Origin of the sequence: Providencia sp. PROV236, from assembly GCF_033676985.1 — a bacterium.
GTDB classification, from domain to species: Bacteria; Pseudomonadota; Gammaproteobacteria; order Enterobacterales; family Enterobacteriaceae; genus Providencia; species Providencia manganoxydans.
Window position 1 is genome coordinate 2,081,568 of record NZ_CP096297.1, and the last position, 18,414, is coordinate 2,099,981.

21 protein-coding genes and 1 riboswitch are annotated in these 18,414 nt (G+C 37.9%); of the genes, 10 read left to right on the top strand and 11 right to left on the bottom strand.

What is annotated here, in order from left to right; translation table 11 throughout:
* Positions 1 to 160: 160 nt before the first annotated feature.
* Positions 161 to 898, top strand: a complete 738-nt coding sequence (locus M1E96_RS09210) for a phosphatase (RefSeq protein ID WP_070928290.1) — start codon at positions 161 to 163, stop codon at positions 896 to 898.
* 51 nt (positions 899 to 949) lie between these two features.
* Here the strand turns inward: M1E96_RS09210 and M1E96_RS09215 are convergent, their stop codons facing one another.
* Entirely contained in the window at positions 950 to 1,420 is a 471-nt protein-coding gene (locus tag M1E96_RS09215; protein WP_140187271.1) for a GNAT family N-acetyltransferase, read from the bottom strand.
* Positions 1,421 to 2,127: 707 nt separating this feature from the next.
* Here M1E96_RS09215 and M1E96_RS09220 point away from each other — a divergent pair.
* From M1E96_RS09220 to rlmA, 3 genes are all read left to right on the top strand, one after another.
* The gene (locus M1E96_RS09220) at positions 2,128 to 3,438 is read left to right on the top strand and encodes a serine hydrolase (RefSeq protein WP_140179464.1); all 1,311 of its coding nucleotides are present in this window, start codon (positions 2,128 to 2,130) and stop codon (positions 3,436 to 3,438) included.
* A 342-nt stretch (positions 3,439 to 3,780) separates the two neighbouring features.
* Positions 3,781 to 3,978: a hypothetical protein gene (locus tag M1E96_RS09225; protein ID WP_081335949.1), complete on the top strand. Its 198-nt coding sequence runs from the start codon at positions 3,781 to 3,783 to the stop codon at positions 3,976 to 3,978.
* Positions 3,979 to 4,090: 112 nt separating this feature from the next.
* Positions 4,091 to 4,915, top strand: coding sequence for a 23S rRNA (guanine(745)-N(1))-methyltransferase (gene rlmA / locus M1E96_RS09230; RefSeq protein WP_070928283.1), 825 nt, complete (start codon positions 4,091 to 4,093; stop codon positions 4,913 to 4,915).
* A gap of 47 nt (positions 4,916 to 4,962) precedes the next feature.
* On the opposite strand, the gene mntP is transcribed toward rlmA, so the two are convergent.
* The 8 genes from mntP to pabB all read right to left on the bottom strand — a co-directional run bounded on the left by mntP (position 4,963) and on the right by pabB (position 13,337).
* Positions 4,963 to 5,547, bottom strand: coding sequence for a manganese efflux pump MntP (gene mntP / locus M1E96_RS09235; protein ID WP_139158673.1), 585 nt, complete (start codon positions 5,545 to 5,547; stop codon positions 4,963 to 4,965).
* 41 nt (positions 5,548 to 5,588) lie between these two features.
* Positions 5,589 to 5,732: riboswitch (yybP-ykoY riboswitch) on the bottom strand.
* Between the two features lie 151 nt (positions 5,733 to 5,883).
* A complete protein-coding gene (locus M1E96_RS09240; RefSeq protein WP_070928279.1) occupies positions 5,884 to 6,342 on the bottom strand; it encodes a DUF986 family protein in 459 nt (152 codons plus the stop codon).
* A gap of 91 nt (positions 6,343 to 6,433) precedes the next feature.
* Positions 6,434 to 7,285 (bottom strand): PTS mannose transporter subunit IID, encoded by an 852-nt coding sequence (locus M1E96_RS09245; RefSeq protein ID WP_070928277.1) that lies wholly within the window; start codon positions 7,283 to 7,285, stop codon positions 6,434 to 6,436.
* 12 nt (positions 7,286 to 7,297) lie between these two features.
* A complete protein-coding gene (locus tag M1E96_RS09250; protein WP_070928275.1) occupies positions 7,298 to 8,101 on the bottom strand; it encodes a PTS mannose/fructose/sorbose transporter subunit IIC in 804 nt (267 codons plus the stop codon).
* Positions 8,102 to 8,188: 87 nt separating this feature from the next.
* A complete protein-coding gene (manX, locus tag M1E96_RS09255) occupies positions 8,189 to 9,160 on the bottom strand; it encodes a PTS mannose transporter subunit IIAB (protein ID WP_272580079.1) in 972 nt (323 codons plus the stop codon).
* A 718-nt stretch (positions 9,161 to 9,878) separates the two neighbouring features.
* Positions 9,879 to 11,243: an L-serine ammonia-lyase gene (locus tag M1E96_RS09260; RefSeq protein WP_070928272.1), complete on the bottom strand. Its 1,365-nt coding sequence runs from the start codon at positions 11,241 to 11,243 to the stop codon at positions 9,879 to 9,881.
* A gap of 173 nt (positions 11,244 to 11,416) precedes the next feature.
* A complete protein-coding gene (locus M1E96_RS09265; RefSeq protein WP_070928270.1) occupies positions 11,417 to 11,977 on the bottom strand; it encodes a CoA pyrophosphatase in 561 nt (186 codons plus the stop codon).
* Entirely contained in the window at positions 11,970 to 13,337 is a 1,368-nt protein-coding gene (gene pabB / locus M1E96_RS09270; protein WP_140187265.1) for an aminodeoxychorismate synthase component 1, read from the bottom strand. Before pabB ends, M1E96_RS09265 begins: the two co-directional genes overlap by 8 nt.
* A gap of 253 nt (positions 13,338 to 13,590) precedes the next feature.
* Here pabB and M1E96_RS09275 point away from each other — a divergent pair, with 253 nt between their 5' ends.
* Positions 13,591 to 13,773 carry a YoaH family protein gene (locus M1E96_RS09275; RefSeq protein WP_070928266.1) on the top strand — a complete coding sequence of 61 codons (183 nt, stop codon included), beginning with the start codon at positions 13,591 to 13,593 and terminating at the stop codon, positions 13,771 to 13,773.
* A 309-nt stretch (positions 13,774 to 14,082) separates the two neighbouring features.
* The gene (yebF, locus tag M1E96_RS09280; RefSeq protein ID WP_070928264.1) at positions 14,083 to 14,448 is read left to right on the top strand and encodes a protein YebF; all 366 of its coding nucleotides are present in this window, start codon (positions 14,083 to 14,085) and stop codon (positions 14,446 to 14,448) included.
* A gap of 51 nt (positions 14,449 to 14,499) precedes the next feature.
* Here the strand turns inward: yebF and M1E96_RS09285 are convergent, their stop codons facing one another.
* A complete protein-coding gene (locus tag M1E96_RS09285) occupies positions 14,500 to 14,730 on the bottom strand; it encodes a DNA polymerase III subunit theta (protein ID WP_070928262.1) in 231 nt (76 codons plus the stop codon).
* Positions 14,731 to 15,076: 346 nt separating this feature from the next.
* On the opposite strand from M1E96_RS09285, the gene ftnA reads away from it, so the two are divergent.
* The 4 genes from ftnA to M1E96_RS09305 all read left to right on the top strand — a co-directional run bounded on the left by ftnA (position 15,077) and on the right by M1E96_RS09305 (position 17,560).
* Complete coding sequence (gene ftnA, locus M1E96_RS09290; protein WP_272580081.1) at positions 15,077 to 15,580, top strand: non-heme ferritin; 504 nt, start codon at positions 15,077 to 15,079, stop codon at positions 15,578 to 15,580.
* 325 nt (positions 15,581 to 15,905) lie between these two features.
* Positions 15,906 to 16,292, top strand: coding sequence for a copper homeostasis periplasmic binding protein CopC (copC, locus tag M1E96_RS09295; RefSeq protein ID WP_070928257.1), 387 nt, complete (start codon positions 15,906 to 15,908; stop codon positions 16,290 to 16,292).
* Between the two features lie 2 nt (positions 16,293 to 16,294).
* Positions 16,295 to 17,191 carry a copper homeostasis membrane protein CopD gene (copD, locus tag M1E96_RS09300; RefSeq protein WP_070928255.1) on the top strand — a complete coding sequence of 299 codons (897 nt, stop codon included), beginning with the start codon at positions 16,295 to 16,297 and terminating at the stop codon, positions 17,189 to 17,191.
* Positions 17,192 to 17,212: 21 nt separating this feature from the next.
* Entirely contained in the window at positions 17,213 to 17,560 is a 348-nt protein-coding gene (locus M1E96_RS09305; RefSeq protein ID WP_070928253.1) for a DUF2511 domain-containing protein, read from the top strand.
* Positions 17,561 to 18,102: 542 nt separating this feature from the next.
* Here M1E96_RS09305 and M1E96_RS09310 read toward each other — a convergent pair.
* Positions 18,103 to 18,336: a DUF1480 family protein gene (locus M1E96_RS09310; RefSeq protein WP_070928251.1), complete on the bottom strand. Its 234-nt coding sequence runs from the start codon at positions 18,334 to 18,336 to the stop codon at positions 18,103 to 18,105.
* Positions 18,337 to 18,414 lie beyond the last annotated feature (78 nt).

Below are 18,414 nucleotides of genomic sequence, written 5' to 3' on the forward strand. Positions count from 1 at the left end.
GTAACCAAATATGGACTTTATTTTTATATCCTATTTTAATGGTAAATGAAAAAGTAAGCACAGATAACCATCGAATCACTATAGTTATTATGTTAGTTTGAATAATCACAACATCGTTTTAGAGCACGAAGATTATCAATATAATTATAAGGGTTATTCTATGTATTTAGTTGATTTGCATGCACATACTATTGCCAGCACCCATGCCTACAGTACGTTTAGTGACTATTTTTTGGAAGCGGCTAATAAGGGGATGAAGCTATTTGCGATTACAGATCATGGCCCTGATATGGAAGATGCTCCTCATCAGTGGCATTTTGCAAATATGCCAGTCTTACCGCGTATGGTTAATGGAGTGGGGTTGCTGTATGGCATTGAAGCCAATATTAAGAACAAACAAGGGGAAATTGATTGCAATGATAAAATGGATCGTCAGTTAGATATTATTTTAGCTGGATTTCATGAGCCAGTGTTAGCACCACAAAGTCTAGCTGATAACACAGAAGCCATGATTGCGACTATCCGTAGCGGTAAAGTGCAAATTATCACTCATCCGGGAAATCCAAAATATCCAATTGATATCGAAGCGGTAGCCCAAGCTGCAAAAGAAAGTAATGTCGCATTGGAAATGAATAATTCGTCATTTTTGCACTCTAGAGTTGGAAGTGAGGCGAATTGTTTAGCAATTGCGAAAGCAGTTAAAAAAGCAGGGGGCTGGGTTTCTCTTGGCTCTGACTCTCATTACGCAGGTTACTTAGGTAATTTTGATAAAGTGATTGAAATGTTAAAGTCGATTGATTTTCCTGAAGAGCAAATTTTAAATGTTTCGCCTCGTCGTGTATTGGACTTTTTAGCGTCACATGGTCGTAAACCAATCCCTGAGTTTGATCATTTTTAATTAAATGTTGCCGTTCAGTATACGAGAGACTGAACGGTTTTTATGCTCAAGTTATAGTGATAACACCATACCTATACAAGGAATATCTTTACCAACAAGAACTGAATAATGGTTAACAGGCCCTATCGAGACGAAACCATGTCGATGGTAAAATGTTTCAGCATTAAGTGCAGATTTTAGCATTAATTGTTTAACATTACGCCTTTTAGCTTCTTGTTTGAGTGCATTTACGATCAAGCTACCAGAACCAGATTTAAAATATTCAGGTAAAGTGAAAATAGTATCAAAAGTATTTCTTTTGGTATCAAATAAACCAGTAGCAATTGGGATGTCATCGTCATCTACCGCAACAAAAAAAGGATGTTCAATTATATTCTCACGGTAAAAATCCGGCATTTTATCTGGAGTCCACGCTTTAATAATCTCTTGAGCATAACTTTCGTGGCAACCAACACGAATTGCTTGATTTCTTATAAACCAAAGTCTTTCTGCTTCTGATATGACAGCAAGCCTTACTTTCATTATTTTAACTCTTTTTAATTGGAGGTGATTAATATCAAATCAGAAAGAAAACAAATTTACAATTCAAATGGTTAGTTATAGTTTATAGCTAACTAATATGTATTAATTTCATGATTAAAATACAAAGCCTAATTAATTTTAATTATAGGGATATAGTCATATTAATTGAAGGTAAATAAGCAGCTACTAATGCTGAATAATAGTTACCTGAACCTTGTGATATAACACCGTATTTTTGATAAAAATTTTCGGCAATAGCTGCTGATTCTAACGTTAATTGTTTTAATATTTCGGCGTAGAGCCTCTTTTTTAATTCCAACTATAATTAAACCAGCAGCACCGTACTCCATATATTCAGGCAATGTAAAAATAGCATCTATGCTCTTTTCTTTTAGCTTTAAGAAACCGGTAGCGATAGCTTTCAGGTATATGTTCTGTGAGCGATGCTGCGTCACATTTGTGTCAAAGCTTTATTGGCAACCTTTACGAATAGTTTGATTGCGAATAAACCAAAAACGCTCAGCTTATAGTGTTAAAAACAATGTATATCCTAAAGTATAGACAATAAAACAGATCTTTTGATAGTAAAAATAGTTGAGTGAGTGAATAACTCATCTTTTTGGTCGATAGTGATATTCAAAACTGACGCTAATATGGTTATTGAATAATAAAAATAGCAGGTTGTTATCATCACAAAAGGTCAATCCATGAAAAAATATACAACAAATTTATGTTTGCTTTCGACACTCATTTTTACCTCAATAACGGGTTATGCCAATCAAATTAACAATGAATGCAATGTACCTGAGTTGACTAAATGCCCGCAGCCTATCGATAGCTCATACCCTGATGTCAGAAATATGCTGACTTGGGATCAGCAAGAGCGTTTATTAGGTTTTCGCAATGACTATCGCTCTTATCCAGGTGATGTTTTTCATGCTAATAATCCCAAATCATTGGTTAGGGAAATTGAAAATTTAGAAGATGTAACTTATCAAATAAAAGGTATGACATACCGATTAGAAGACTATATTAAACGCAACAATGTTGTTGCATTAATGGTGATTAAAAAAGGAAAAGTCGCATTTGAATATTATGGAAAAGAAAATACAGCGGAAACACTTTGGACTTCTCGTTCAGTAGGAAAATCTATCGTTTCGACACTGGTTGGAATTGCATTACAAGAAGGCAAAATTTCTTCACTAGATGATGCTATTGTCAAATATAATCCTAGTGTTCAAGGTACTGTATGGGAAAATGTAACAATAAAACAATTATTGCAGCATACATCAGGTGTTGAATGGGGAGAAGACTATGAAAATCCGAATTCAGATTTTGCTAAGATGACTGAATGTGAAGCTAACCCTCAGATCTATGCATGTGTGCAAAAATTAGTAATCGATCCAAAGCGTCAATCTTATGCTAAACCAGGAGAGGTATGGCGATATAACTCAGGTGGAGCATGGTTGCTGGGCGATACTTTAGAAAAAGCAACGGGAGTCTCGCTTGCTCAATATTTGCAGAATAAAATTTGGCAGCCATATGGCATGACAAGTGATGGTGTGTGGCAAAGCTATGAACTGGGGAAACATAACACAGGGGCTCATGGTTTTAATGCAACCCTTGAAGACTGGGGGAAGTTTGGACTGTTTTTTGCAGAAAATGGTGTGTTAGCGGATGGCAAACAAATGCTACCGTCCAATTGGCTTACTGAATCCAAAAACTGGGTACAAGCAAAAGACTCAGTTAACCCAAGTTATCCAGAGGGAATATACGGTTTTGAATGGTGGAATAATCGTGTTCCGCAAAAAATGCACAATGTAGAGCCTAAGCAAGGTCTGGATAGTGATAATACATTATGGGCATTAGGGATCTTTGGGCAAATTATCGTGGTAAATCCAAAAGAACAATTAGTGATTGTTCAGTGGTCAACATGGCCTGTTGCACATCCAGCGGAAGATGGTCAGCCACTTGAGGCCTCGTTGATGTTTAATGCAATTAACAATAAATTAAAATAATTTATTAATCAATCAGATGAAGCCTGCCACACAAGTGTAATAAATGGTAGGCTTTTTATTTGAATGGCAAAAATAGCTGAGTAAATTATTGTGTTTTAGTCACAAAAATGAACGCGCTAATATAACAAATGGTCAATAAAAGAAAATGAAAGGGGAGCTTATTTAATATCACCTATTACAAAGGTAAATGGATTATCAACAAAGTGAATAAATACCTCATCACAAATAACCTATAAAAAATCTATACAACTTTAAACTTGTCCTATTGTGAAGTATTCATCCAGTGTGATTTATTAGTGTTGCAAGAACATCCTTGCTTAAATAAACCTGAAGGCACTTAAGATGAAAAAGTTTTTAGCAATCGTAACTGTATTGTCATTAGCTATTTCTAGTTCAGCATTAGCTGCAAGCACAGTAAAAAATGAGCAATCGGCTTCAACAGTGAAAACCCAAAAAAGTGGTAAAGTACATTCAGCAAGTAAAATAAAAGCACATACTACGCTTGAAAAGAAAGTATCAGCTGAGCCATCTAAAGCATAGCGCTCACCTGAGCTAAAGTTTGTCACACCTATCAGTGCCATGGGGAAATATATTGCCCGTGGCACTGCATCTCTATGGTATACTCAATGTTATTTATTAAGATATATCACTTATGAACTACCAATGTCCTCTATGCTTTCATCCCTTAATACAACACAACCAAAGTTGGAAATGCACTAATAACCATCAATTTGATTGTGCGAAAGAAGGTTATGTTAATTTACTGCCAGTTCAGCATAAACGTTCGAAAGATCCGGGTGATAGTGCAGAAATGATGCAATCGCGTCGGCAATTTTTAAACGCAGGCCACTATGATCTAATGCGTCAATTGGTTGCAGATAAGCTGAAGCAATATATTTCTAAACAAAATAATACTTTATTAGATATCGGTTGTGGGGAAGGTTATTACACCGATTATTTTATGCGGCAGCTGACAACGTCTGATTTTTCACCCATTGTTTATGGTCTAGATGTTTCAAAAGTGGCTATTCGTTATGCGGCAAAACGTTATCCATTAGTTAACTTCTGCGTGGCCTCTAGTCATCGATTACCTTTTGCTGAACAAAGCATTGGCGCAATTGTACGTATCTATGCGCCATGTAAAGCAGAAGAGTTGGCTAGAGTTTTACAAAACAATGGGATCTTAGTAACTGTCACGCCAGCACCTAAGCATCTACAAGAGCTAAAACAATTAATTTACAGCGAAGTTAAGTTGCATCCGATTAAAGAAGAGCCATTGCCTCAATTTAAATTATTAGATGAAACAAACTTAAATTACTCAATGTCATTAACAGGTCATGAAGCATTTGAATTACTACAAATGACCCCTTTTGCATGGCGAGCGAGTGAAGAGGTTAAACAAGTATTAAAGCAGTCTAACACCCAAAATTATACTGCTGACTTTATGATCCGTGTTTATAAATTAATGGAAAAATAATATTTAAATAGGCTCCTGCAATATATACAGGAGCCATCAGAAATTATCTAGGCGCTATAAATAAACAATTCGAGATGTTCGAATAAAATATTGAAGCCAATACCAATTAATACCACACCACCAATAATTTCCGCTTTTTTACCAAGTAGGGGGCCAACATAACGGCCGATCATCATACCAATAGTAGCCATGATCATGGTCATTAAACCAATCGTCATCGCAGTGTGGACGATATCAACTTGTAAAAAGGCCAAACCAAGGCCGATTGCCATTGCATCAAGGCTGGTGGCGATAGCTGAAAGTACTAGGCTCATTGAACTATTACGTGATGCAGGGGCACAGCACTCATCTTCTTTTTTAGCTTTGATGCCTTGCCAAATCATACGAGCACCCAGAACAAACAGTAGCGCGAAAGCAATCCAGTGATCCCAACGGATGACGTATTGGCTTGCTAAAATACCAATGGCCCAACCAATAATTGGAGTTAATGCTTCGATAAAACCAAAGATAAAACCGGTACGGAGGATTTCTTTAAAACGGGGTTTGTGTAGGACAGCACCTTTGCAGATAGCGACAGCAAATGCATCCATAGAAAGCGCGAGAGCTAAAACTAGGGTAGCGTAGAAACTCATAATATAAACCTCGGTTGGGTAGATCCATATACACATGAATTACCCCCAACCAAAAGGCTTATTCATGTGTCTATGGTCTTGCCAACCAAGATGGCGTCCGTACCACGTTTAAATTACAAACGAGTATGTTGACACGGACATTCTGGATATATTTCCAGAACAGGCTACTCCCCAATGACGTGGTTCGAAAGATATCACAAATTAATTTAAAGACAACACTTAATTTATTGTGGCTATTAATTTTTGTTGATAATAATTGTCATTTTCAATAATTAAAAAATTGAGGTTAACTTAATCATTAATTAACCTCAATCTTAATGTGAATATATATAACAATTATTTATGATTGATAAGGAATTCGTATATTCTTTGTAAATCATCAAGTTGTGATACTTGAATGTAGATTTTCTTATGCTCTAAGCCAACAATTAAAATACCATCTTCCGATAAATTCATTGTTTTAATTCTATCGAATAATATAAATGTATTGGCGAAATAAAAGCCTTTCTGTTTAAAAAATAATTTTGGTGTTCGAATAAAAGCCAAATAAACTGACATCAAAATAGTAACCATCAATAAATAAGTGGTTAACATACTCCCGTTGCGGGAAATGTTGGTATAAATGACAATACAAATTAACACAATAAAAATAATAGCATCAGCACGGTGTTTGCGCTTGAGGTTAACTTTTAATAGTGTTTTTCCTTTGAGTAAGTGTTGAATAAATTCATCATAAATTGCATACAGCAGCATCAATAAGATAATAATGGCCAGTATGGAATCATTTAAGGTCATTTTGAGTGCCCTTGGCTAAGTAAACAATGCTAGAGAGCTTAAAAGTAAAAATGGGAGGCTGCAACCTCCCATTTCAATTAATGATACTTCATTATGGCGCTAAGAAATTTAACCACGCACCAAGGATACCAAGGCCAAAGAAGCCAATAATGATCCACAGTGGGTTAACTTTACGACGGAGCAACCACATACACGCAAAGGTAAGCAATAAAGGCACCAAACCTGGCATCAAGTCATTTAAAATATCTTGAACCGTTTTGATTTCCATCACTTTTGTGGCAGGATTTTCGATGCTCGATACAATGACTGGTATATCAACATGGGTCCATTTATTCACTAAGGCCCCCATGACAAACAGACCAAGTATTGATGCACCTTCAGTTAATTTTTGCAGGAAGCCACCACCGATATCTTGAACAATATCGACACCTTTTTTATAACCGTAAGCAACACCATAGTAGAGTGTTAATAAACGAACTAGGTTAAATAATACAAAGAACAGAATAGGGCCAAGTAGGCTACCTGTCATTGCAATACCTGCACCTAAAGCAGCAAATACTGGGCGTACAGTCCCCCAGAAAATCGGGTCACCAACACCGGCTAATGGTCCCATGAGACCAACTTTGATGCCGTTAATGGCTCCGTCATCAATGTCTGCACCATTGGCACGTTGTTCTTCCATTGCCATCGTTACCCCTAATACAGGAGCAGCGACATACGGGTGGGTGTTGAAGAATTCGAGGTGACGTTTAATTGCTTGTTTACGGTCGTCATTATTTTCTGGATAGAGGCGACGGATCACCGGTACCATCGAATAACAGAAACCGAGAGCTTGCATGCGTTCGAAGTTCCAAGAGCCTTGTAAAAGGTTAGAACGTAAGAAGACAGCGCGGACATCACTTTGAGTCAACTTTTTCGCTGTTGGGCTTGTTGTATCAACCATTATGCTATCCTCCTAGTCTAATTCGTTATCAAGGTTGTTGTTACTGCCATTCCCTTGAGTGACAACCACTTGGGATTTGTTATATTTCGGGCTAAGTTGGATATATAGGATAGCCATAACCGCACCGATAACACCGAGAGCAACAAGGTTGAAGTTGGTAAATGCCGCAGTGACAAAACCTAAATAGAAGAATGGCATCAGGTAGCCAGCGCGCATCATGTTGATAACCATTGCATAACCGACCACAACAATCATACCACCTGCAATGTTCAGACCATCAGTCACCACTGGTGGGATAGCGTCTAACATTTGTTTGACTTCTGAAGTTCCCACAGAGAGAGCGACAATCAGTGCAGGAATTGCAATACGCATTGCTTGCAGGATTAATGCAGAAACGTGGATCCAGCTAATGGCAGCAAGGTTTCCATTGGTGGCAGCACGGTCCGCAGCATGTTGGAACGCAACGGTCACAGTACGTACAATAATGGTCAGTACTTGGCCTGCTGCTGCTAGAGGGATTGCAATGGCAATACCTGCGCCAATGCTTTGACCACCAGCAATAACCAGAATGGTTGAAATAATCGAGGCGAGGGCGGCATCTGGCGCAACCGCAGCACCGATATTCATCCAACCTAATGCGATCATTTCAAGTGTACCACCAATGATGATACCCGTTTTCATGTCTCCCAAAACGATACCGATAAGCGTACAGGCAACGAGCGGGCGATGGAACTGGAATTCATCGAGGATAGAACCCATACCTGCGATACAGGCAACGATGAAAACCAGTACTATTTGAACAACGGTAAGTTCCATTGTTTAATCTCCTGTAACCAAACGAGTTTGGTAAATCTGTTTTCGAGTAATGGTTAAAATTCAATAAAATTAACGGCCTAACTAAAACTAATTTTTTAATTTTTTAATTAAATCCATCATCTGAACTTTACTGTCAGAGGAAACCTTACGCACTTCCAGTTCAATATTTTTACTGTTCAGATAATTAAAAGCATCAATATCTTTTTGGTTAATTGACACTGCATTGGTGACTTGTGTTTTGCCTTCATGGAATGCCATACCACCGATGTTGACAGACTTGATGTCGACACCAGCTTCGACAAGACGTTCCACATCAGTTGGGTTAGTAAACAGCAACATCACACGTTCGCCTGCATATTTAGGGTTGTTATAAACCCGAATACATTTTGCAACATCAACAACGTGAGCACTGACCCCCGGAGGCGCAACTTGTTTAAGTAGTGTAGAACGAACTTCATCTTTAGCGACTTCATCGCTAACAACGATGATACGTTTTACTCGGGTTTCTTTTGTCCAGCGAGTGGCGACTTGACCATGGATCAATCGGTCATCAATACGTGCAAGTGCGATGACCATATGCTCACCAGGGCCTGCGGTAACAGTTTGTACCGATGCAGGTTGTGGAGCTGGCGTTGGTGCAGCGACAGGAGCTGATTCAGGTTCTTTCAGTTTCAGTGCACGAATACCACCACGACCAGTTTCTAAGGCGACAGAAACTAACTCTGCCATAGAAGGGTTATCATCACGGCACATAAACGTTTCGACTAGCATAGGTACGTTAACACCAGTGACTATTTCGTAATTATCTTGATCATTGACGATACGACTAGCGGCATTAAATGGGCTACCTCCCCAAGTATCGACCAAAAATAGTACGCCGTCAGTGGTGCTTAAATCAGCTAGTTTGGCGGTGTATTTATCAAACAGGGTCTCAGCATTTTCCCCCGGTACAAAGTCGATAAACGAGACATTTTCCTGCTCGCCAATCAACATTTCGGTAGTGCGCAGAAGTTGCTCTGCTGCCACACCGTGGGTACCAATCATAATAGCTATACTCACTTGATTTCCCTCTTTATAGATCGAACGGAATAACGCATTAGATCAAAATTGAATCAGTTTAATTAGCCCTCCTAATAGAAAACCATACTGATAATTTTAGCTGAATAAAATCACTCTATTTATTTCAGTTAGCAAACTGTTAATTTACTATCTAATAGAGTCAGTAGAGGTAGCATAACATTTTGCATTAATGTAAAAACTTGTTTTGTGTCAGAAAATTAAAAACATACGCGTTATTTCAAATAATATGCATGTATTTTTTGAATATATTGATTATTGTGAATTTATATTTTGTATAAATAACTTTATTTGGATTATAATTCTGTTATCGGTAACAAAGGAAGAACAACTAATTTGATATTAAACTAAAAAAGCCCAAAAAATAAGCAAAATGTGACTCGTTTCAGCAGTAGGAAGTTCTGAAAAAAGATTATTTTATGATCAGGTCATTTTAGTAACGATTTAATTAAATTTTCGTTAAATTATCAAAAAGAGATTGAGTGTGAGTAAAAAACAAACAACTATTATTTTTTATAGATGATAATGATTAAATTATTAGCAAAATAAAACGCCGTGGATCCATTCATTATGATGAATTCACGGCGTCATACTTTAAATTGCAGCGCAGGTCACAGTTTTTTAGGCTTTTAGCGATTCATGCTATTATCGCTTACCTACACCTCGAATTATCTAAAGTATAAATTATATGATTGATACATTAATCACACTGAACTTTAATTGCTAAACCACCACGAGATGTTTCGCGATATTTAGCGTTCATGTCTTTACCTGTTTCATACATGGTTTCAATGACTTTATCGAGAGAAACGCGAGGCTCACTCGTACGGCGTAGTGCCATACGTGTTGCATTAACAGCTTTAACTGATGCGATCGCATTACGTTCTATACAAGGCACTTGAACTTGTCCAGCGACAGGATCACAGGTAAGTCCTAGATTATGTTCCATACCAATTTCTGCGGCAATACAGACTTGTTCAGGACTAGCCCCAAATAATTCAGCAAGACCTGCCGCCGCCATTGAGCACGCAACACCAACTTCACCTTGGCAACCGACTTCTGCACCTGAAATTGACGCATTCATTTTATAAAGAATACCAATTGCACCAGATGCGAGGAAGTAGCGTGTATAGAGTTCAGGTGTTACAGGCTCAATACAGTGGTTGTAGTAAGCAAGAACCGCAGGAACAATACCACAAGCCCCATTGGTTGGTGCAGTTACAACACGACCACCTGCTGCATTCTCTTCATTTACGGCTAATGCAAACATGTTGATAAGGTCAACAACATTCATTGGGTCATTAGACAGCTTACTCGAAGATGTGACAAGGCGATTGAGTGCCGGCGCGCGGCGTGGTACACGTAGAGGTCCTGGTAGAACGCCTTCAGTGTTTAAGCCCCGCTCAATACAAGCCTGCATGGTTTGCCAAACATCAGCAAAGTAGGCATCAATCTCTTCTTTGGTGTGAAGATCAAGTTCATTTTTCATCATTAAACTTGAGATAGATAAGCCTGATTTTTTGCAGTTGAGTAACAATTCTTCTGCTGATTTGAATGGGTAAGATACGGGTTTACTGTCAAGAATTGACTGACCAAAATGTTCTTCATCAACAATAAAACCACCACCGATAGAGTAGTAAGTTTTAGTATAAATCTCATCATTACCAGCGAATGCATGAATAGTCATGCCATTTTCATGCAGTGGTAGGTTGTCTAGACGAAAGTTCATGCCACCTTCGCGTGGGAAATCCACGGTGTGGGTGCCATTGGCAAGCAACAATTTTTCTGTTTTCTCAACATTGGCGATAAAAGCAGGGATCGATTCAATATCGACGGTTGCAGGTAAATTACCCGCAAGCCCCATAATGATAGCAATATCAGTATGGTGACCTTTTCCAGTGAGTGAAAGAGAGCCATAAACGTCAACAGCAATGCGTGTGACGCTTGGTAATAATTGTTTGTTTACCAAATCATCGACAAATTCTTTTCCCGCCTTCATTGGGCCGACGGTATGAGAGCTTGAAGGACCTATGCCCACTTTAAACATGTCGAAAACGCTTATCACGCAGGACTCCTTAAAAAAAGTAGATATTTAGTGATTTATTTTAAAGGGCGCTACTTTACTGTTATTTAGTAGTGTTAACCAGTAAGTTTAAATTATTTTTTAAAATAAGGTAGCAACAAAAGGCCTATTGATTAAAAATAGCACAAAATGCGCTCGATTACGTCACGAAATGATTATTTAAGTTGGAGGGCTAGCTGATGAATAATGGCAGCGGTTAGTCCCCAAACTAGGTGACCTTGATACCAATAAAAGAAAATACGGTTAGAACGCCCTGAACGTTTAACATCAATGAATTTATGCTGCTTGAGTGATAAGGCATCAAATAAAGGCACTTCAAAGACACTCGCGACTTCGCTTGGATTTGGACGATAGTCAATTCCTGCGGGTAGTAAGCCAACAATGGGAGTAACTTCATAACCGCCAAGGCTTTGTTGAGGTGTTAATTGCCCGAGTATTTGCACTTTTTCAGGTGGAATAGCGACTTCTTCATAGGCTTCACGCAGTGCTGTTGTGATAAGAGAGCCATCTTCAGGATCACTTGCTCCCCCAGGGAAAGCAACTTGCCCTGCATGAGAACGTAAAAAAGGTGAACGTTGAGTCAGTAACAACGTAGGTGTTGATTTATTGATAATTGGAAGCAGAACCGCAGCCGATTTACTCGCCATCCGTTGCGGTTGGCGAGTTATAGGGAGTGTTAACTGAAAGCGATTAATAAATTCACTTAATTCAGTCATGCGGTGGTAACTCTCCTAATACAGGTAAGATAAGACTAAGTTTATCAAATGTTTCTTGATATTCTTTATCTGCTTGGCTATCCGCTACAATACCACCGCCTGCCCAGCAAAAGATCTGTTTTTTGTCAGTGAGTAGTGTACGAATTGTGATATTAGTATCCATTTTGCCACAAAAACTAATATAACCTATCGCGCCACAATATCCATGACGGCGATGAGGTTCTAATTCTTCAATAATTTGCATCGCACGAATTTTAGGTGCACCAGTAATTGACCCTCCAGGGAAGCTCGCCCTTAATAAGTCTGTGGCGGTATAAGGGGCAGCCAGTGTAGCGGTAATGGTACTGACTAAATGATGGACGGCGGGAAATGCTTCAACCGCAAATAGTTCAGGGACCTTGACCGTTCCTGGTACAGCAACACGCCCAATATCATTACGAAGCAAGTCAACAATCATTAAATTCTCAGCGCGATCTTTTGGTGAATTAGCTAATTTGTCTGCTTGTTCTGCATCTGCTTGAGGATCCTCTAAACGAGGGAGGGTACCTTTTATTGGACGAGTTTGGATCTCGCCATCTTGCAATAGAATAAAACGTTCAGGTGAAATACTGATTACTGCGTTTTCAGGCAGCCGTATAAAAGATGAAAATGGTGCTCGGTTGGCTTGATTAAGCAACATGAACGCATCCCATTCATTGCCTTTATATTTGGCTTGAAAGCGTTGTGCTAAGTTTATCTGATAGCAATCACCACTGCGTAAATAATCATGTATTTGACCAATTTTTTGTTGATATTGCTCTTGAGACATGTTGGCGTGCCAAGGGCTGGTCAATGTGAATTTTGTTTTGCGTGATGCTTTTTGCGATTTAAGCCAATTTAAACGTTCATTGACATCATCGTAGCTAAATAGCGTTACTCGCTGTTCTAAGTGATCAACAATTAATGCCCAGAGGTAAATACCGACTGCCATATCTGGAAACTGTAAGTCAGTCTTCGCTATTTGAGGGAGTTTTTCTATACGACGTCCTAAATCATAGCTCCAAATACCTAGTGCACCACCAGTAAAGGGGAGAGCGCTATCACAACAATGTTCAGGAGTGAAACGTTCAATCGATTCTTGTAATAAGGTGAAAGGGTCATCTTCAGAAACATTAACGAATTGCTGATGAGTAATCGTAGTTTTGTCACCGTTTGTTATCAGGGTTGCGATAGGATCAGCAACAATAATGTCATATCGGTTATGAGAATGCTCTGAATTACCTGAATGAAGTAACATTGCCCATGGTTGATGAGCTAATGGTGTAAAATAATCAGTTGCCGCGTGAATATGATAAGGGAGTTGTATTTTATTGATAACCATTTGGATACGCTAAACTAAAAATCGATATAATCGACATATAAGGACTGTCGCTCAGATTAGCATATACTCATCATACTGCAAGTTGCAGCATTTTGATTACGCTTACTTGCGCCAGCCATATCCTCTTCGATGCGCTTAACGACCCGTCGCTTGTCGCCTAGCTGTCTCTCGAATTATTTAGAATATATATTCTTATCTTAAGAAGCCAATAGCTGTTAAAATTGCGCTAAATTTTATTGTAAAGGATTTAACGATGTTTTCAGGTATGCCAGCACTTAATCACCAAGAGCAACAGGAAGCGGTTGAGCGCATCCATCAACTTATTGCCGATGGCATGAGTAGTGGGGAAGCTATTGCCCTTGTCGCGCAAGAAATTCGTGAAAAGCACAAAGACAAAGAACAGATCCACGCACGTTTTGAAGAAGATGACGATTAGTATAGCTAAAACAACCTATTAACATTTCCGCTAAAATCTGATACATATTAGTTAAGTCAAATCATTTTGGCAGTTTATAAATATTCGTCTATTTTAGATAGTGTAGATAAATAGCGTATAAAATTTACCATGGTGATTATTCTAATTTGCCACCCACAATACTCTAAATAATTCGAGAGACAGCTAGGCGACAAGCGAACGCGTTGCTAGAAGTATAAAAAATACGGTGACTGGTGCGAGTGAGTAAGTCAACAATGCTGCAACTTAAACTATGGAGAGTATATTTTGATAGGGATCAGAGGAAGCATTATGAAAGCAGGAAAAAAAATAAGTTGTGTTGTAGGTAGCTGTGTACTGTTATTCAGTTCTGTTGCATTTAGTGCAAATCAAGAAGAAGGTAAAGCAGCCCCTTTTATTAGCTGCGATAAGTTGTCTGAGCCACAAATAGCGGCACAAGTTAAAAATGATTTTATGCACAATCGTTTACCTCGTTGGACTGATGAAAAAGCCTTGGTAGGTAAAAAAGCAGTGGCATGGGTGAATAGCCAAGATGTGACTAAGACAGCAACTGGTTATGAAGTTCCATTGACAGTCAGGGGTTCAAAAAAGGATCTACAGTATAATGTGGTGGTTGACTGTGAAAAGTCGACAATTACATATAATCCACTGAAATAATCTGAATCTGTTAAGCCAAAGGAGAAGTTAGCTTCTCCTTTGGGAGATCGATTAACGATTTCTTGGTTCATAAGGAAGTCGCGCAAAGTTTTGAGAGAGTTGGCGGTAATATACGAGTCGCTCTCTGAAATATTCTCTAAGATTTTCAGGTTGTTCCCGTTCGACTACCTCTGCTATGACGGCAATATTATAGCGTTCTTTAAAAGCCACACCTGAAGCTTGCAAGTCGACATTGACTTTATCCATTTGATCTTTTGGTAACAGTGCGAGGTTATAGTTCATCTTACTTCTCAAATTCTTTACAGGTATTTTGGTATAGTAGCATATCACTATGCATGAGCGATAATCTATGCCCTAACGTTAGTATCGAATAAGTAAAAATAAATAAAAAATAAACGGCTTTAATTTACAATATAGCAATTTAATATTAAGAGAATAAATGTTATTTACTTTTTCATGAAATGAAAAAATTCCAGTAAAGATAATGAGATTGATTATTATTAGTTTTAATAAAAGTTATTAATTATCAGTAAATTGGGTTTTTTTGTTTTATTATTGTTTTAGGGTTTTAATTATTTATTTAATATGCATAATAATGGACATTACTCTTGATGACTAAGGAAAGAATATGCTAACAACTGACATGATCAATAAATTAAATGAGCAGTTAAACCTTGAGTTTTATTCTGCGAATTTATATTTACAAATGAGTGCTTGGTGTAGTGATAAAGGTTACGAAGGTGCTGCGGCTTTTTTAAAAGCACATTCACAGGAAGAAATGGAGCACATGCAACGTTTGTTTGATTATCTTAGTGATACCGGGGCACTGCCAATACTGGGCCAAATTGCAGCACCACCAGTAGCATTTAATTCAATCGCTGAAGTCTTCACCTTAACTTATAAACACGAACAAGAAATTACTGCGGAAATTAATAAATTAGCGCATTTAGCAATGACAACGCAGGATTATTCAACATTTAACTTCTTACAATGGTATGTTGCTGAGCAACACGAAGAAGAAAAATTATTCAAATCCATCCTAGATAAATTAGATATGGTAGGTGAGAGTGGTAAAGCGCTATTCCTATTGGATAAAGACTTAAAAAGTATGTCTGCGGCAACTCAGGTTTAATATAAAATATTCATCTTCCTCCCAGCTTAAAATTGCAGCACCTTTCATAAGTTATAGTGACTATGTTCATTCGAACTAGTCACTTAATTTATGATGTATCGGGCATCTCTTCTACTTAGTACTGAGTTTTCCTCTGTATTATATAAGGCATAGATCCATACATAGCTGGTGTCGTTGTTAAGATTTATGTGATCCTTTCTTTGCGTTTTGTGTCTTTAGTCACACCTTAAGTAGCTAAATCGATTTTTTGTAGCAGATAAATGAGATTTATTTCGTATAATAGTTGGCAATAAATCTAAATTCACCTGCAAATTAAGGGGTTACTATGCCAATCCACCAAATTAAATCATCTTGGCGCAAGCTCAGTGCTGTGGCTGTTCTATTTTTAGGCATGTCATTTCAACAAGCTTTTGCTCATGCACATCTTAAAGATCAGCTCCCTGCTGAAGGTGCAGCAGTAGAGCAAACTCCAGAGTCCATCACTTTAAATTTTTCTGAAGGTATCGAAGTTAACTTTGCAAAAGTCAAGGTAACAGGGCCAAATGATAACGTAGTTAAAACAGGTAAGCCTGAATTAGACCCAAATAACGATACAAAGGTCATTGTGCCAATTGAAAGTAAATTAGCCGCGGGTAAATACGATGTTAATTGGAGTGTTGTTTCTGTAGATGGCCATAAAACTAAGGGCGAATACAGTTTCACTGTGAAATAATTATGTCTTTAGAGGCATTTTACGTCGTTATACGTTTTTCTCATTTTATTGCCGCGATGTTGATGTGTGGAATGTCAATATTTGCGGTGATCTTGAGCTCTGGCGCATTTAGCCAAGTTCTTCAGCGGATTTTAAATCGCGGTATTGTATTCAGTGCTGTGATTACTGCGGTAACCGCATTTTGTTGGATGTCAGCGCAAGCAGGGCTGATGGGAGACGGCTGGCAAGATGCAGTCGATCTTGAAACTTGGCTCAACGTATTACAAACGTCGTTTGGTCAAATTTGGCGTTGGGAATTAATTTTCTCTATTATCACACTTGGGGTGATTTTTATTTCTCGCCAAGAAATTAGACTATATTCATTGTTAATACTTTCTATTGTGCTATTGGGGTTACACGCATTGATTGGTCATGCTGCTATGCATGATGGGGTAATCGGTAATTTACATCGCTTAAATCAATTTATTCATCTTATTAGCTCAGCCTATTGGTTTGGTGGGTTATGGCCTTTCTTGATTTGTATTCAATTTTTACGAGATAAAAAAGAATTGGCGGCGGGCTTAGATAAACAAATATTTGCGAGTTTAATCCGTTTCTCTCGCGTAGGGCATATTGCAGTAGCAATGGTTTTAATCACAGGGGTGATTAGTGCGATGACATTACTACCACAATGGCCATTTGCCTATAATAACTCCGAATATCAATCATGGCTGTGGTTAAAAATTGTATTAGTTATTGGTATGGTGATATTGGCATTGGTTAATCGCTATGTATTAGTGCCTAAGATCCAGCAAAAAGGGCGGTTACAGTATTTGATTATTAATAGCTGGATTGAATTATTGTTAGGCAGCATGGCAATACTCGCCGTTGCTGTTTTTGCAACCTATCAGCCCATTTAAGATTTTGAACAAGGTATAAGGATGAAACTGAAATTAATTCTGTGCTCTGTGTTATTGGCCAGTTCAGCTTTTAGTGCTGTGGCTGCTCCTTTAGAAACTGTGAGTAAAAAACAGTTTGGTGATGATTGGCCATTTACTCGAGAAGAAGTCATGCTAGAGTGTCGCAATAATGGTGCTTTAGTTGTGATTAACCCTGCAACTTTGATGCAATATCCATTAAACCAAGTTGCGCAGGAACAGATGGAAAGAAAAGAGATCAAAGCGCAGCCAATTGATGTTCTACTTGCGCCAATAGAAACGCAAAAAACAGTAGAACAGCGGGTATTACCAATTAAATTAGCGGCTGAGAAGCTTTGTGATAAAGCCTAATAGCTATTTTTATATCAATACACTAAATTCATAGCTCATATACTCACCATACTTCAAATTACAGTGTTTTTGTTAAGGTATGGTGATTATGTCTAAATATATCCCATTCATTTATTCATCCATTCATGCTAATCATCGTATTTCCTATACATCTAGCGACTCATTTACTGACTGATTAGCGACACCTTTTATTATTTCGAAGCTCAGTAAAAATAACGATAAATTATAGTTTTTTGTATTTTTATATTGATTAAATTTGAAAGGTTATACTTATTGTTGAAATAGAATTTAACTATCAATCAAATAGCTCGATATTCGAAAATTAAGCAATAAATTGTGTTAATAATATGTGAAAAAATTGATAATTAGTATGGTAAGAGTACGTTTAGCAAGCTAGTATTAAATTGTACTTTGTTACGTCTCAATGGCAATTTTTAGCGCACGGCTCTGCCAGAGCCATTTCCCAAGGCCCGGTAATCGGAATCTACCAGGCCTCTTTTTTTGCCTATTATATGCTGCTGATTACTTAGCGGCTTCATCAATTAAGCCACTCGCATTATCCAATGATGATTATCTTTGTCATAGCGCTGGCGATATAACAAAACGGGTTTCTCATTGATTAACGCAGGGATACTGGTGTTTTCATCCCAGCCATCCAATTGCATGCAGAACTCTGTATCAGAATCGCATGGAATACTGACGGTATCGCTTTTATGATCAGCCATAATTGCATCATTGATTTCATAGGAAGATATTTTCAAATTAACTATGCTCATAATGTTACCTCTAATGTAGTTTTGGAGTAGGTATTATCGACTCAACAAAACTAAGCATAGTATAAATGGAATTCATTT

Coding starts and splice junctions, on each gene's coding strand:
- M1E96_RS09275 (WP_070928266.1), top strand. CDS start 13,591: ATGTTTTCAGGTATGCCAGCACTTAATCACCAAGAGCAACAGGAAGCG.
- M1E96_RS09250 (WP_070928275.1), bottom strand. CDS start 8,101: ATGGAACTTACCGTTGTTCAAATAGTACTGGTTTTCATCGTTGCCTGT.
- M1E96_RS09310 (WP_070928251.1), bottom strand. CDS start 18,336: ATGAGCATAGTTAATTTGAAAATATCTTCCTATGAAATCAATGATGCA.
- mntP (WP_139158673.1), bottom strand. CDS start 5,547: ATGAGTTTCTACGCTACCCTAGTTTTAGCTCTCGCGCTTTCTATGGAT.
- M1E96_RS09220 (WP_140179464.1), top strand. CDS start 2,128: ATGAAAAAATATACAACAAATTTATGTTTGCTTTCGACACTCATTTTT.
- M1E96_RS09245 (WP_070928277.1), bottom strand. CDS start 7,285: ATGGTTGATACAACAAGCCCAACAGCGAAAAAGTTGACTCAAAGTGAT.
- M1E96_RS09265 (WP_070928270.1), bottom strand. CDS start 11,977: ATGACTGAATTAAGTGAATTTATTAATCGCTTTCAGTTAACACTCCCT.
- copC (WP_070928257.1), top strand. CDS start 15,906: ATGCCAATCCACCAAATTAAATCATCTTGGCGCAAGCTCAGTGCTGTG.
- yebF (WP_070928264.1), top strand. CDS start 14,083: ATGAAAGCAGGAAAAAAAATAAGTTGTGTTGTAGGTAGCTGTGTACTG.
- rlmA (WP_070928283.1), top strand. CDS start 4,091: ATGAACTACCAATGTCCTCTATGCTTTCATCCCTTAATACAACACAAC.
- pabB (WP_140187265.1), bottom strand. CDS start 13,337: ATGGTTATCAATAAAATACAACTCCCTTATCATATTCACGCGGCAACT.
- copD (WP_070928255.1), top strand. CDS start 16,295: ATGTCTTTAGAGGCATTTTACGTCGTTATACGTTTTTCTCATTTTATT.
- M1E96_RS09285 (WP_070928262.1), bottom strand. CDS start 14,730: ATGAACTATAACCTCGCACTGTTACCAAAAGATCAAATGGATAAAGTC.
- M1E96_RS09215 (WP_140187271.1), bottom strand. CDS start 1,420: ATGAAAGTAAGGCTTGCTGTCATATCAGAAGCAGAAAGACTTTGGTTT.
- M1E96_RS09225 (WP_081335949.1), top strand. CDS start 3,781: ATGAAAAAGTTTTTAGCAATCGTAACTGTATTGTCATTAGCTATTTCT.
- ftnA (WP_272580081.1), top strand. CDS start 15,077: ATGCTAACAACTGACATGATCAATAAATTAAATGAGCAGTTAAACCTT.
- M1E96_RS09240 (WP_070928279.1), bottom strand. CDS start 6,342: ATGACCTTAAATGATTCCATACTGGCCATTATTATCTTATTGATGCTG.
- M1E96_RS09210 (WP_070928290.1), top strand. CDS start 161: ATGTATTTAGTTGATTTGCATGCACATACTATTGCCAGCACCCATGCC.
- M1E96_RS09305 (WP_070928253.1), top strand. CDS start 17,213: ATGAAACTGAAATTAATTCTGTGCTCTGTGTTATTGGCCAGTTCAGCT.